We start from the raw sequence: 13,035 nt of genomic DNA on the forward strand, positions 1-13,035 counted from the left end.
AATCATTAAAGTGAGCTAAGCTTTTTCTCTGCAAGTTTAGCACCAGCGCTATTCGGATACTGTTTCAGCACCTGTTGATAAACCGCTTTTGCTTTATCCTTCTGCCCTTTGTCTTGCATGATCAGGCCGACTTTATACAGAGCCTCACTGCTTTTTTGGGATTTAGGATATTCTTTCACAACAGTTGCAAAGTAGAATGCCGCATCATCTTTGCTACCTTTATTATAGTTAAGTTGCCCTAACCAATAGTTAGCATTAGATTGATAGCTGGATTTGGGATAGCTTTTAATAAAGCTTTGTAATGCACCGATGGCCTCATCGATTTGCGCTTTAGATTTGCTTTTCATCGCAAGCGCAACTGCAGCATTATAATCTTCCTTTTCGCCACCACCAGAAGCTTCTGGTGCAGGTGCTGAAGTGGAGGAGTCCGCTGCTGCCGATGAATTTGATGATTCTGTAGTACCGCCACTCACCTGACCTAATTGCATATACAAATCTTTTTGGCGCTCAACAATTTGATTCAGTTTATATTGATTTTCCTGAATCTGACCACGCAATGTATCGATATCGCGTTGGTTGTCAGCGATCTGTTGCTGGATTTGATATAAGATCTGGCCTTGAGAGTTAACTGCCGTCTCAAGCTGAGTAAGACGATCACCGGATGAACCGGATCCGACATTAATGATTGGCGCTTGGGCAATAGCGGCCCAAGGGGCCGCTACGCCAACCAATAACGACAGACCTACAAATAAATGTCTGAAGTTACTGTTCATAAGAGATAATTTCGCTTATCGATTAGTATGCAATAACTGCACGACGGTTTTTAGCGTAATCAGCTTCTGTGTGACCTAACACAGCTGGTTTTTCTTTACCGTAAGAAACCAGAGAAACTTGATCACCCGCTACACCTTTGCTTTGCAGGTACATTTTAACTGCATTAGCACGACGTTCACCCAGTGCGATGTTGTACTCAGGAGTACCACGCTCATCCGCATGACCTTCAACAACAACTTTAACAGATGGGTTGTTACGTAGGAAAGCTGCATGAGCATCTAACATATCAGCGTATTCTGGAGATACGTTGTATTTATCGAAACCGAAGTAAACGATATTGTTATTTTGCAGTTCTTGCATTTGCTGACGTGCCAGCTCTTCCGCAGACAGACCGCTGTTAGTTTGGTTCATTGAAGAATCCGCGCCATTTTGGTCATTGTTTTTGTTAGAGCTACAAGCTGCGACAGCCATGATTGGTAATGCGATCATCAGCCCTTTAAGCACTTTATTCAGTTGCATCGTTTTGATCCTTAATAGTTTGCCACACATTATTATTATGCATCACAGATACGGCGACCAAGCAGGAGATTTAACCTGTCCATCGGTTGCCGGAAGACGCGCTTTGAAACGCCCGTCGGTCGAAACTAGCTGCAATATAGTCCCCAAGCCTTGAGAGGAGCTATAAATAACCATAGTGCCGTTAGGTGCGATACTCGGCGTTTCATCTAGAAACGTTTTCGTTAAATATTCAACGTTACCCGTCGCCAGATCCTGTTTGGCGATATGCTGCTGACCACCGCCGGAGCTGACCATTACAATGAAAGATCCATCCGGGCTAACATCAGCGTCCTGATTTTGTGTACCTTCCCAGGTCACACGTTCAGGGCTACCGCCATTAATATTAATCTTGTAAATTTGCGGACGACCCGCTTGGTCAGATGTATAGACCAATGTTTGACTATCTGGCATCCAGCTTGGCTCTGTATTATTACTACGACCATCAGTCACTTGACGAATTTGGCCGCTCGCTAAATCCATAATATAAAGATTTAAGCTACCTGTTTTTGACAAAGCAAAAGCCAGTTTAGTCCCATCTGGAGAAAACGCTGGAGCACCATTATGACGAGGGAATGATGCAACCTGACGAACGGCGCCAGTCGATAGCGTCTGAATCACCAGTGCTGAACTGCCACTTTCAAACGTCACATACGCCAAACGCTCACCATCAGGTGACCAAGCTGGCGACATCAAAGGTTCCGGAGAACGATGAACCGTAAATTGGTTATAGCCATCGTAATCAGAAACACGTAATTCATAAGGGTATTGACCCCCTTTATTAGTCACAACATAGGCGATACGTGTACGGAATGCACCACGAATACCAGTCAGCTTTTCAAAAACTTCATCGCTTGCGGTATGGGCGGCATAACGTAACCACTCTTTAGTGACCTTATACTGGTTTTGAGATAAGACCGTGCCTGGGCTACCAGCAACATCAACTAATTGGTAGCTAACCACATAGCTGCCATCAGCCGCGGGTTGGATTTGACCGACAACAACGGCATTAATCCCCAATGCTGTCCAAGCCTCAGGAACTACTTCAGAAGCGGTCGCAGGTTGTTGAGGCATACGACTAGGCTCAATAGGGTTAAATTTGCCACTATTGCGTAAATCAGCACCAACAATTTGCCCGATTTCTTGTGGAGGTGTACCTGAGCCAGACCATTTAAAAGGAACAACCCCTATTGGCTGAGCACTATTAACACCTTCCGTGATCTCAATACGGATTTCAGCCTGAGCAACTGTTGCCCATAACATGAGGAACCCGAGAACTACTTTAAAAGCCTGCTTCATCCTTATCTCCCTTACTGTGGTATTCACTGCCACAATAATTCGCTGAATTTTAACAAAGGTATACTAACAAAACTAGATATTGTAAGAACTATTTATGCTATAGCAGACATAAATTCAATACAGACAGCTCCGACTTATCTTATTTTGGGCTAAATACAACTGTACTTCCTTGTTTTTTAAATGCTTCATACACATCCGCCGGTGGGCGTGGTAACGTTGCAAGGTTTGCAGCTCTGATTGCTGCACTACACAATGCTGGGTCATTAGAAGCATTATTTTTAGGGGTAATACTTACTAATAAGCCATCAGGTGCAATTTGTAACTTAAGTTCACACGTACGTCCACGGTAAGTATCTGAATCATAAAACTTACTCTGAATCGCGGCTTTTATTTTACTTGCATAATTTTCAACGTCTGCATTGGATGCCCCAGAACGTTTACCGCCACCTTGGCCTGCGGAAGCCGCTCCACCTTCACGACTTGGCCCTGTAGAGGTCAAATCACCGAGTAGATTATCAATCTCAGCGGAATTTTTTGCAGCCTCTGCTTTCTCTTTAGCTGCTTTGGCTTTTGCTTCCTTATCGGCTTTGGCCTTAGCTTCTTTAGCTGCTTTAGCTTTCGCTTCTTTCTCCGCTTTCTCTTTCGCCTCTTTTTCCGCTTTAGCTTTCGCTTCTTTCTCCGCTTTCGCCTTAGCATCAGCCGCTGCTTTCGCTTTTATCGCTTCAGCTTCTTTTTTCGCTTCGGCCTCTGCTTTTTCCTTCGCGGCAGCTTGTTCTTTAATCAAGCGTTCTTTTTCTGCTTTGGCTTTTGCCGCCGCTTCTTCCGCTATTTTTTGCTCTTCCTTCGCTTTTCTTGCCGCTTCAGCTGCTTGTTTTTGTTGCTGCTCAACTTGTTTTTGCCGCTCCTGCGCTTCTCGTTCACTTTGAATACGCTCTTGCTCAAGCTGTTGCAGACGTTTTTGTTCCTGCTCTTGCTTTTCCCTTAGCTCAGCTTCTTGTTTACGCTCTTTCTCTTTACGCTCTTTAGCTGCTTGTTTAGCGCTATTTTCTTGTTGTTGCATTTGGTTATATTGCTGAACAACCGCGCCGGGATCGACCATCACCGCATCGATGACAGTCCCCTCCTCCCCTCCGCCGCCAAGTTTGACAACGGAAACTAAGGAACCAATTATAATTAGGCCTATCAATAAAACGTGCAACGCAAGCGACGTTAGAAGAGAAAGCCTTAAATTATCTTTTTTCTCTTTTGTCTTTCCCACAATTGGTTTCCAAAAAAAGAATCATTACTCACTCAATTACATGGGTTGAGTCATTAAACCGACCGATTTGATCCCAGCTTGATGCAAAATATTCAATGCCTTAATCACTTCATCATAGGGCACTTCTTTTGCACCACCGATAAGGAAAATCGCCTTTGGATTTTTATCTAGCTGAGCTTTCGCTTCAGCCGCAATCTGTTCTGGTGGTAGTAGCTCTAAGCGCTCACCATCAATTAACATATTGTATTGACCAACTCCCGCAACCTCTAAAATAATCGGTGGATTATCGCTTGATGATACGGTCTGGCTCTCAGCGGCATCCGGCAGATCAACCTCCACGCTTTGTGAAATAATCGGTGCTGTCGCCATAAAAATTAGCAACAGTACCAACAAAACATCCAGCAATGGAACAATGTTGATTTCGGATTTTAGCTCACGTCTGCGACTATTGCGCGCCATTCGCTTATCTCCCCGTATTATTTCTTATCAGCAGAGAATGCTTGGCGATGTAAGATAGCCAGAAACTCTTCCATAAAGTTATCGTAGCTCTGTTCTAGCTTATTGACTCGCTGATTTAATCGGTTATATGCCATTACCGCTGGGATTGCTGCAAACAAACCAATTGCTGTTGCAATCAACGCTTCAGCGATACCCGGCGCTACCATTTGTAGTGTTGCTTGTTTAACCGCGCCTAATGCAATAAAGGCATGCATAATTCCCCATACCGTACCAAAAAGACCAATATAAGGGCTAATAGAACCAACCGTCCCTAAAAATGGGATGTGCGCTTCTACGGATTCAAGCTCACGGTTCATCGAAATGCGCATAGCACGAGATGCCCCGGTGACAACAGCATCCGGTGCATGAATATTCGCTTGGTGTAAACGAACAAACTCTTTGAAACCTGCATGGAAAATTTGTTCTGCTCCACTTAGCGAGTCACGGCGAGCCTGACTTTCTTTGTATAAGCGAGATAACTCAATACCAGACCAAAACTTATCTTCAAACGCTTCCGCTTCTCGAGCTGCCGCATTTAAAATTTTTGTTCTCTGAATAATGATGGCCCAAGAAGCAATAGAGAAACCAATCAAAACGAACATAATGATCTGAACCAATAGGCTCGCTTTTAGGAATAAATCCACGATATTCATGTCAGTCACTGTTTAAACTCCGCGACAATAGACTTAGGAAGCGCTGTCGGCTTCATTTTTGATGTGTCCACACAAGCAATCAGGGCCGTAGCCCCGCAAAGCAGGTTACCTTGTGAATCAATTAACCTTTGTTGAAAGGTTAAAGAGGCACGCTTCATCTCAATGATTTGTGTCTCAATTTCCAATAAATCGTCCAGCCGAGCCGCTCTGACAAAGTCCGTTGTCATACTCCTGACAACAAACCCGATATTCTCAGCCAGTAAACTTTGTTGATTGATACCTTTATCCCGTAGCATCTCGGTCCTAGCCCGTTCAAAAAAAGCGAGATAACGTGCATGATAAACCACACCGCCCGCATCCGTATCTTCATAATAGACGCGAACAGGCCAACGAAATAACATAACAATCACTCCATCCTAGGTTAAATTAATTAACGGTGCCACTATACTCAAGACGGTGGCGCTTTGGAATGACCTAGGGGTAAAGTTATCAAAAAAAAATTATGGATCCGCAGACCCATAATTGACAATTAGATTAGCTGAAGACTTTAACCAAGCCCCAGATAAGGATAATGATGGCAGGTAAAGGATGGAAAAGTAGTCGCCAAATCAATTTATTAGGTCGAAATCCGACACCAAAAATCATGCCACTACAGGTTGCCCAAATAAGTAATAACCCTTGCCAGATAAGAAATGAGCTGGTTTTAGCCGCAAATTGGGTTGGATCCCACATGACACTCCCAGCAATCCCTAACGCTAATATAAGGATAAGGATCCGTACCGGACCCTTATCCAATAGCTGATAGCTTTTATCCACCAGCATTATTTATTACTCGCCATCTTTAGCAGCAGCTTTATCTTCCGCATGCTCTAAAGCTAGAGCTGCAATCACTGCAAAACTACAAGCTAACAGCGTGCCAAGAATCCAGGCAAAATACCACATATGTTATGCTCCTTAATACAGTGAATGCTTGTTGCCTTCGATGAAGTTTTTGTCCAAACGGCCAAACATTTTGTAGTAACACCACGCAGTGTAAGCCAATACAATTGGAACAAAAATAATCGCAACAACCGTCATAACTTGCAGAGTAAACAGGCTAGATGTTGCATCCCACATGGTCAAACTTGCATTTGGCATGATGTTTGATGGCATGATGAATGGGAACATTGCAACACCACAAGTTAAAATGATACAAGCGATAGTGAGAGATGAACTCACAAACGCTAACGCATTTTTGTCTGCTTTACTAAACAGCATAGTCAACAGTGGCAATACCACACCTAGAGCAGGTAATGCCCACAGCACAGGATAGTTGTTGAAATTAGTCAACCACGCACCTGAAGCAACTTCGACAGTTTTGTTCAGTGGGTTAGATACGCTTAATGTATCGATAGTTGAAGTCACAACGTAGCCATCGATACCCATAACCAACCAAGCACCTGCACCTGCGAAAGCCAGCAGAGTTAATAATGCTGTTACATAAGTTGCTTTACGAACACGTAGGTGTAGTTCACCAGTCGTACGCATTTGTAAGTATGTTGCACCTTGAGTCACAATCATCATTAAGCTAACAACACCAGCTAACAGACCATATGGGTTCAGTAGGCCGAACAAGTTACCTGTATAAGTCAGATATTGTTGGCTATCGATTTGGAATGGAACACCTAAAAGCAGGTTACCAAACGCAACACCGATAACTAATGGTGGAACGAAACCACCGATAAATAGACCCCAGTCCCACATGTTGCGCCATTTTGGATTCTCCAACTTAGAACGGTAGTCAAAACCGACTGGGCGGAAGAACAGTGCTGCAAGCACTAAAATCATCGCGACATAGAAACCTGAGAATGCCGCAGCATACACTTGTGGCCATGCTGCAAACATCGCACCACCTGCGGTGATCAACCAAACTTGGTTACCATCCCAGTGCGGCGCAACTGAGTTAATCATGATACGGCGATCAGTATCTGTTTTACCTAGAATTGGTAATAAGAAGCCGACGCCCATGTCAAAGCCATCCGTGACAGCGAAGCCAATCAGCAGAACGCCGATTAGAATCCACCACACAAATCGAAGAACTTCATAATCAAACATAAGTGGACTCCTGTTTACTGAACGTCTTGTGCAGAGTTGTTTTTCTGTTCAAAGTGGTAGCGGCCAGTTTTCAGGCTGCTTGGCCCTTTACGAGCGAATTTGAACATCAGGAACAATTCAGCAATTAAGAACAGTGTATACAGACCACAGATCAGAGCTAGAGAGAAAATCAGATCATGGGTTGTCAAGTTTGAGTGTGCAACGGAAACAGGGAGAACCTCACCGATAGCCCACGGCTGACGACCATATTCTGCAACGAACCAGCCTGATTCAATCGCAATCCACGGTAATGGAATACCGAACAATGCGGTACGTAGTAACCATTTGTTTTGACCAATACGGTTGCGTACCACTGACAGGAAGGATAGACCGATGATAATCAGCAGCAGGAAGCCTACGCCAACCATGATACGGAATGCCCAGAACAATGGACCTACATTCGGGATACTATCTTTAACCGCTTTTTGGATCTGTGCTTCTGTTGCATCAACAATATTTGGTGCGTATTGTTTCAGCAGAAGACCATAACCTAAATCTTTCTTGTTCGCTTCGAAAGATTTACGCAACTCAGGGTCTTTATTACCCGCAAGAAGTTGTTGTAACTCACCGTATGCAATCATACCGTTACGAATACGAACTTCGTGTTGCTTCATCAGATCTTTCAGACCTAGAACTGGTGTATCCAGTGAACGCGTTGTGATAAGACCCATCACCCATGGAATTTCAATTGCAAATTTGTTTTCCATTTTTTCGGTGTCAGGCCAAGCGATCAGGTTAAACGCTGCAGGTGGAGCATGCGTTTCCCACTCAGCTTCTACCGCGGCTAACTTGGTCTTCTGCACGTCACCCATTTCGTAGCCTGATTCATCACCAAGAACGATAACAGATAGTACAGCGGCAATACCGAAGCTTGCAGCGATTGCAAATGAACGTTTAGCAAACGCAAGGTCACGGCCCTTAAGCATATAGTAAGAGCTGATACCCAGAACAAACATCGCACCAGTACAATAACCAGCAGCAACTGTGTGAACGAATTTAACTTGTGCAACAGGGTTCAGGACCAGCTCAGAGAAGCTGACCATTTCCATACGCATTGTTTCGAAGTTAAAGTCTGCAGCGATAGGGTTTTGCATCCAACCGTTCGCAACGAGGATCCACAGCGCAGAGAAGTTAGAACCTAAAGCAACTAACCAAGTCACCGCAAGGTGTTGAGTTTTGCTTAAGCGATCCCAACCAAAGAAGAACAAACCAACAAACGTTGATTCAAGGAAGAATGCCATCAAACCTTCGATTGCCAGTGGTGCACCGAAGATATCTCCAACATAGTGGGCATAGTAAGACCAGTTAGTCCCGAATTGGAACTCCATAGTCAAACCAGTGGCAACACCTAGAGCAAAGTTAATACCAAATAACTTGCCCCAGAATTTAGTCATATCTTTATAAATTTGCTTACCAGACAGCACATATACCGTTTCCATGATCGCAAGCAAAAACGCCATACCAAGCGTTAGTGGTACGAACAGGAAGTGATACATCGCAGTTAAGGCAAACTGTAATCTTGACAGTTCGACAATATCAAACATCTTGACTCCTTGCTCCTAGCAGGAAGACACCGACTTGCGGCAACCCAGCTTCCAATACAATTAAAGAAAGCCTCTTAACTACCAGCAAAAAATGCCTCAAAACAACAAATAATTAACAAAATCAAAAACTCTAACGACACTATAATAATAGTACGCTTATCTTCACATACAATAAACTTCTTTTGCGTGATTCAGATTTGAATTCTGAATATATATCAATAATTATACCCTATAATAGAAAAATGAGTATTTGATCGCACACCAATTTAAGCAAATTATAAAAATAATGCTAGTACTAATGAATTGATTTGCGTCAACTTTTTTGATTGTTGTTAAGCGATTATCCTTATCATCAATTAATGGTTATTTAAATGTTAATTGTCTGTTATTGATAATAGTACAAATATTCTTAATTTTCTAAAAGAGAGCCTAAAAAATTAACTTTTTATTTAAAACTTCATAAAAAGATAATTTAATTTATAATATTAGCCTATTTGGTTTTTATTATGAATTTTATTAATTACTAAATAATCTCTGCTTATTTGACTATTTTAGATTTATTAATTAAGACTAAGCATCCGTTATTAAAAATGGCACTTTAGTAGTATATTTAATCACATTGAGTGAAAAACACCCAACTTAAGACTAGAGTACAACATTTAAGCAGTATAAATAACCGTCAAACGGCGATAATTGGAACCCGTTAGAGGGTAGTTGCATAGTACAATTAAATCTAAAAAAACTAGGCCGCCAAAAAGAGTACGACACTCCATCTCACGTATCCACACTGCGATAATCCGCTAATTTATCGATAACAGCACCTGTGTTATCCCTCTGTGTCTAGCGCTCCACGCACAACAAAAAAGGCCCGTATTCTTTTGGAATACGAGCCTCACTGTTTTAAATGTTTATGCTAAGCGAGAGCTTATTTTGCCAACATTGATTTCACAGCATCGCCAATGTCTGCCAAGCTACGTACTGTTTTCACGCCCGCAGCTTCTAATGCAGCAAATTTCTCGTCAGCTGTACCTTTACCGCCAGCGATAATCGCACCAGCGTGGCCCATACGCTTACCTTTAGGCGCTGTTACACCTGCAATGTAACCAACAACTGGCTTAGTTACGTGCTCTTTGATGTAAGCAGCCGCTTCTTCTTCTGCGTTACCACCGATTTCACCGATCATGACGATTGCTTCGGTTTGTGGGTCTTCTTGGAACATCTTCAGGATGTCAATGAAGTTTGAACCTGGGATTGGGTCACCACCGATACCAACACAAGTTGATTGGCCAAGACCTGCATCTGTCGTTTGTTTTACCGCTTCATAAGTCAGCGTACCTGAACGTGAAACGATACCGACTTTACCTGGCATATGGATATGACCTGGTTGGATACCAATTTTACATTCACCCGGCGTGATAACACCTGGGCAGTTTGGACCGATCATGCGTACGCCAGCTTCATCTAATTTCACTTTCACAGTCAGCATATCCAGCGTTGGGATACCTTCAGTAATAGTGATAATCAGTTTAATGCCTGCATCAATTGCTTCTAAGATAGAATCTTTACAAAATGGTGCTGGAACATAGATAACAGAAGCGGTTGCGCCTGTCGCTTCTACAGCTTCACGAACAGTATTAAATACAGGTAGGCCTAAGTGAGTTGTGCCACCTTTACCCGGAGTCACACCACCAACCATTTTAGTACCGTAAGCAATCGCTTGTTCGGAGTGGAAAGTACCTTGACCGCCAGTGAAACCTTGGCAAATTACTTTGGTGTTTTTATCGATTAAAATAGACATTATTTGGCCTCCGCCGCTGCTACTGCTTTCTTAGCTGCATCCGTCAGGCTGTTTGCTGCGATAATATTCAGACCGCTATCAGCCAGTTTCTTCGCACCTAACTCTGCATTGTTACCTTCTAAACGAACCACTACTGGTACATTCACGCCAACTTCTTCTACTGCACCAATGATGCCGTCTGCAATCAGGTCACAGCGAACGATACCACCAAAAATGTTAACGAAAACAGCTTTAACGCTCTTATCTGAAAGGATAATTTTAAATGCTTCAGTTACGCGTTCTTTAGTTGCGCCACCACCAACGTCTAAGAAGTTAGCTGGTGCACCGCCGTGCAGTTTAACGATATCCATGGTTCCCATTGCAAGACCTGCACCGTTAACCATACAACCGATGTTGCCATCAAGTGCAACATAGTTCAGTTCCCACTGTGCAGCTTGTGCTTCGCGCGCATCTTCTTGAGATGGGTCATGCATTTCACGCATTTCTGCTTGGCGATATAGTGCGTTGCTATCAACACCTAATTTACCATCCAAACAAACTAGGTCGCCTTCAGTATTGATAACTAATGGGTTGACTTCGATTAGAGCAAGGTCACGCTCTAAGAACATAGTCGCTAGGCCCATGAAGATCTTAGCGAATTGGCTAACTTGTTTACCCGTTAAGCCTAATTTAAATGCTAATTCACGGCCTTGGAAAGGCATAGGACCTGTTAATGGGTCGATAACTGCTTTGTGGATCAGTTCTGGCGTTTCTTCAGCAACTTTCTCAATCTCAACACCACCTTCGGTAGAAGCCATAAACACAACACGACGTGTGCCACGGTCAACTACTGCACCCAAATACAGCTCTTTAGCAATATCTGTCGCATGTTCAACAAGAATTTGGTTAACAGGCTGACCATTTGCATCTGTTTGGTAAGTAACAAGGTTTTTACCTAACCATTTTTCAGCAAATTCTTTGATATCGTTGATATTGCTTGTGACTTTAACGCCGCCAGCTTTACCACGTCCACCTGCGTGAACTTGGCATTTAACAACCCATGGGCCGTTTCCGATTTTTTTAGCCGCTTCTACAGCTTCATCTGCTGATGAGCAGGCATAACCCGTTGGTGCTGGCAAACCGTAGCGTGTAAAAAGCTGTTTTGCCTGATACTCGTGTAAATTCATGATGTTCTATCCATAATTGAGTCTGAAGAGGCGTTTATTCGCCTCCTGCAATTGTTACTGATTTAGCAACCGGCGGGAGCCGGTTGCATCGGTTACTTCAGACCGGACAGGTATGCCCCTGCCCTGTTATGTTGCTATACGTCCAGCAGTAAACGAGTTGGATCTTCCAGCATATCTTTGATAGCCACTAAGAAGCCAACTGACTCTTTACCATCAATTAGGCGGTGGTCATAAGATAATGCAAGGTACATCATTGGAAGAATTTCGACCTTACCGTTAACCGCCATAGGGCGATCTTTAATAGCATGCATGCCTAAGATTGCACTTTGTGGTGGGTTAATGATAGGTGTGGACATGAGAGAACCAAATACGCCGCCATTAGTGATAGTGAAGTTACCACCAGTTAAGTCTTCAACCGTTAATTTACCGTCGCGACCTTTAACAGCCAGTTCTTTAATTGTCTTCTCGATATCAGCCATGCTCATCGCATCAACGTCACGCAATACTGGTGTTACCAGACCACGAGGTGTCGATACCGCAATACTGATGTCGAAATAGTTGTGGTAAACCACATCTGTACCGTCAATAGAAGCATTCACTTCTGGATAACGTTTCAGTGCTTCGACCGCTGCTTTAATGTAGAAAGACATAAAGCCTAAACGCACACCGTGACGTTTTTCGAACGCTTCACCATATTGCTTACGCAGATCTTTGATTGGCTGCATGTTAACTTCGTTAAAGGTTGTTAACATCGCAGTGCTGTTTTTCGCTTCTAACAGACGCTCAGCAATACGTTTACGCAGACGTGTCATTGGTACACGTTTTTCGCTACGATGTGCCAGTGGCGCTTGTGGAGCAGCAGGTGCTTGTGCTTTAGCAGCAGGCGCTGATTTGTTCGCTGCTAAATGTTTTTCAACATCTTCGCGAGTCAGACGACCACCAACACCCGTGCCTTTAATATCTGCTGGGTTAAGATCATGCTCTGCAACTAAGCGACGGATCGCTGGAGACAGTGCATCATTGCTCTCTTCTTCCAAGCTCGCCGTTTGACGTTGTGCAGGTGCAGCTTCTTGAGCAGGTTTCACATCCGCTGGCATGCCAGTGCTATCACCCAAACGAATACGGCCTAACAGTTGTTTAGATAACACTGTTGCACCTTCGTCTTCAACGATAGCTTCTAGTACACCCGCTTCACTTGCAGGAACTTCTAGTACAACTTTATCCGTTTCGATTTCAACCAGCACTTCGTCACGTTCAACGCTATCACCTGGTTTTTTATGCCATGTGGCAACCGTAGCATCAGCAACGGATTCAGGAAGATCTGGAACAAGAATTTCTACACTACTCATTTTCTATC

At 43.5% G+C, this 13,035-nt stretch carries 14 protein-coding genes; all 14 read right to left on the reverse strand.

Translation table 11 applies throughout. The annotated features are described in order from the left end of the window. Positions 1-5: 5 nt before the first annotated feature. Entirely contained in the window at positions 6-773 is a 768-nt protein-coding gene (gene cpoB / locus PR833_RS03490) for a cell division protein CpoB (RefSeq protein ID WP_004917784.1), read from the reverse strand. Positions 774-795: 22 nt separating this feature from the next. Then, positions 796-1,293, reverse strand: coding sequence for a peptidoglycan-associated lipoprotein Pal (gene pal / locus PR833_RS03495; RefSeq protein ID WP_014657760.1), 498 nt, complete (start codon positions 1,291-1,293; stop codon positions 796-798). A 42-nt stretch (positions 1,294-1,335) separates the two neighbouring features. After that, on the reverse strand, positions 1,336-2,628 hold the full coding sequence (gene tolB, locus PR833_RS03500; RefSeq protein ID WP_036943517.1) for a Tol-Pal system beta propeller repeat protein TolB: 1,293 nt from the start codon (positions 2,626-2,628) through the stop codon (positions 1,336-1,338). A 139-nt stretch (positions 2,629-2,767) separates the two neighbouring features. Then, positions 2,768-3,886: a cell envelope integrity protein TolA gene (gene tolA, locus PR833_RS03505; protein ID WP_004917777.1), complete on the reverse strand. Its 1,119-nt coding sequence runs from the start codon at positions 3,884-3,886 to the stop codon at positions 2,768-2,770. 36 nt (positions 3,887-3,922) lie between these two features. After that, the gene (gene tolR / locus PR833_RS03510) at positions 3,923-4,345 is read right to left on the reverse strand and encodes a colicin uptake protein TolR (RefSeq protein ID WP_004917775.1); all 423 of its coding nucleotides are present in this window, start codon (positions 4,343-4,345) and stop codon (positions 3,923-3,925) included. A gap of 17 nt (positions 4,346-4,362) precedes the next feature. Next, positions 4,363-5,046, reverse strand: coding sequence for a Tol-Pal system protein TolQ (gene tolQ, locus PR833_RS03515; protein ID WP_004917773.1), 684 nt, complete (start codon positions 5,044-5,046; stop codon positions 4,363-4,365). Next, positions 5,043-5,438, reverse strand: a complete 396-nt coding sequence (gene ybgC, locus PR833_RS03520; RefSeq protein WP_004917771.1) for a tol-pal system-associated acyl-CoA thioesterase — start codon at positions 5,436-5,438, stop codon at positions 5,043-5,045. The genes tolQ and ybgC overlap by 4 nt, the downstream gene beginning before the upstream one ends. Before the next feature lie 133 nt (positions 5,439-5,571). Further along, positions 5,572-5,859, reverse strand: coding sequence for a cyd operon protein YbgE (gene ybgE, locus PR833_RS03525; RefSeq protein WP_004917770.1), 288 nt, complete (start codon positions 5,857-5,859; stop codon positions 5,572-5,574). A gap of 6 nt (positions 5,860-5,865) precedes the next feature. Further along, on the reverse strand, positions 5,866-5,979 hold the full coding sequence (gene cydX / locus PR833_RS03530) for a cytochrome bd-I oxidase subunit CydX (RefSeq protein WP_008912071.1): 114 nt from the start codon (positions 5,977-5,979) through the stop codon (positions 5,866-5,868). Between the two features lie 12 nt (positions 5,980-5,991). Then, positions 5,992-7,131: a cytochrome d ubiquinol oxidase subunit II gene (gene cydB / locus PR833_RS03535; RefSeq protein WP_004917768.1), complete on the reverse strand. Its 1,140-nt coding sequence runs from the start codon at positions 7,129-7,131 to the stop codon at positions 5,992-5,994. A gap of 14 nt (positions 7,132-7,145) precedes the next feature. Further along, the gene (cydA, locus tag PR833_RS03540; protein WP_004917765.1) at positions 7,146-8,714 is read right to left on the reverse strand and encodes a cytochrome ubiquinol oxidase subunit I; all 1,569 of its coding nucleotides are present in this window, start codon (positions 8,712-8,714) and stop codon (positions 7,146-7,148) included. A gap of 925 nt (positions 8,715-9,639) precedes the next feature. Continuing rightward, positions 9,640-10,512, reverse strand: a complete 873-nt coding sequence (sucD, locus tag PR833_RS03545) for a succinate--CoA ligase subunit alpha (protein ID WP_004917763.1) — start codon at positions 10,510-10,512, stop codon at positions 9,640-9,642. Then, positions 10,512-11,678 (reverse strand): ADP-forming succinate--CoA ligase subunit beta, encoded by a 1,167-nt coding sequence (sucC, locus tag PR833_RS03550; RefSeq protein ID WP_004917759.1) that lies wholly within the window; start codon positions 11,676-11,678, stop codon positions 10,512-10,514. Before sucC ends, sucD begins: the two co-directional genes overlap by 1 nt. Before the next feature lie 134 nt (positions 11,679-11,812). Beyond that, positions 11,813-13,027 carry a 2-oxoglutarate dehydrogenase complex dihydrolipoyllysine-residue succinyltransferase gene (gene odhB / locus PR833_RS03555; protein ID WP_004917758.1) on the reverse strand — a complete coding sequence of 405 codons (1,215 nt, stop codon included), beginning with the start codon at positions 13,025-13,027 and terminating at the stop codon, positions 11,813-11,815. Positions 13,028-13,035 lie beyond the last annotated feature (8 nt).

Origin of the sequence: Providencia sp. PROV189 (assembly GCF_028480065.1) — a bacterium.
Lineage (GTDB): Bacteria > Pseudomonadota > Gammaproteobacteria > Enterobacterales > Enterobacteriaceae > Providencia > Providencia stuartii.

What these genes read in the sequence shown, in the direction of transcription:
- ybgE (WP_004917770.1), bottom strand. Translation starts at nt 5,859, where the DNA reads ATGCTGGTGGATAAAAGCTATCAGCTATTGGATAAGGGTCCGGTACGG.
- cpoB (WP_004917784.1), bottom strand. Translation starts at nt 773, where the DNA reads ATGAACAGTAACTTCAGACATTTATTTGTAGGTCTGTCGTTATTGGTT.
- sucC (WP_004917759.1), bottom strand. Translation starts at nt 11,678, where the DNA reads ATGAATTTACACGAGTATCAGGCAAAACAGCTTTTTACACGCTACGGT.
- sucD (WP_004917763.1), bottom strand. Translation starts at nt 10,512, where the DNA reads ATGTCTATTTTAATCGATAAAAACACCAAAGTAATTTGCCAAGGTTTC.
- tolB (WP_036943517.1), bottom strand. Translation starts at nt 2,628, where the DNA reads ATGAAGCAGGCTTTTAAAGTAGTTCTCGGGTTCCTCATGTTATGGGCA.
- cydX (WP_008912071.1), bottom strand. Translation starts at nt 5,979, where the DNA reads ATGTGGTATTTTGCCTGGATTCTTGGCACGCTGTTAGCTTGTAGTTTT.
- ybgC (WP_004917771.1), bottom strand. Translation starts at nt 5,438, where the DNA reads ATGTTATTTCGTTGGCCTGTTCGCGTCTATTATGAAGATACGGATGCG.
- odhB (WP_004917758.1), bottom strand. Translation starts at nt 13,027, where the DNA reads ATGAGTAGTGTAGAAATTCTTGTTCCAGATCTTCCTGAATCCGTTGCT.
- pal (WP_014657760.1), bottom strand. Translation starts at nt 1,293, where the DNA reads ATGCAACTGAATAAAGTGCTTAAAGGGCTGATGATCGCATTACCAATC.
- cydA (WP_004917765.1), bottom strand. Translation starts at nt 8,714, where the DNA reads ATGTTTGATATTGTCGAACTGTCAAGATTACAGTTTGCCTTAACTGCG.
- tolR (WP_004917775.1), bottom strand. Translation starts at nt 4,345, where the DNA reads ATGGCGCGCAATAGTCGCAGACGTGAGCTAAAATCCGAAATCAACATT.
- cydB (WP_004917768.1), bottom strand. Translation starts at nt 7,131, where the DNA reads ATGTTTGATTATGAAGTTCTTCGATTTGTGTGGTGGATTCTAATCGGC.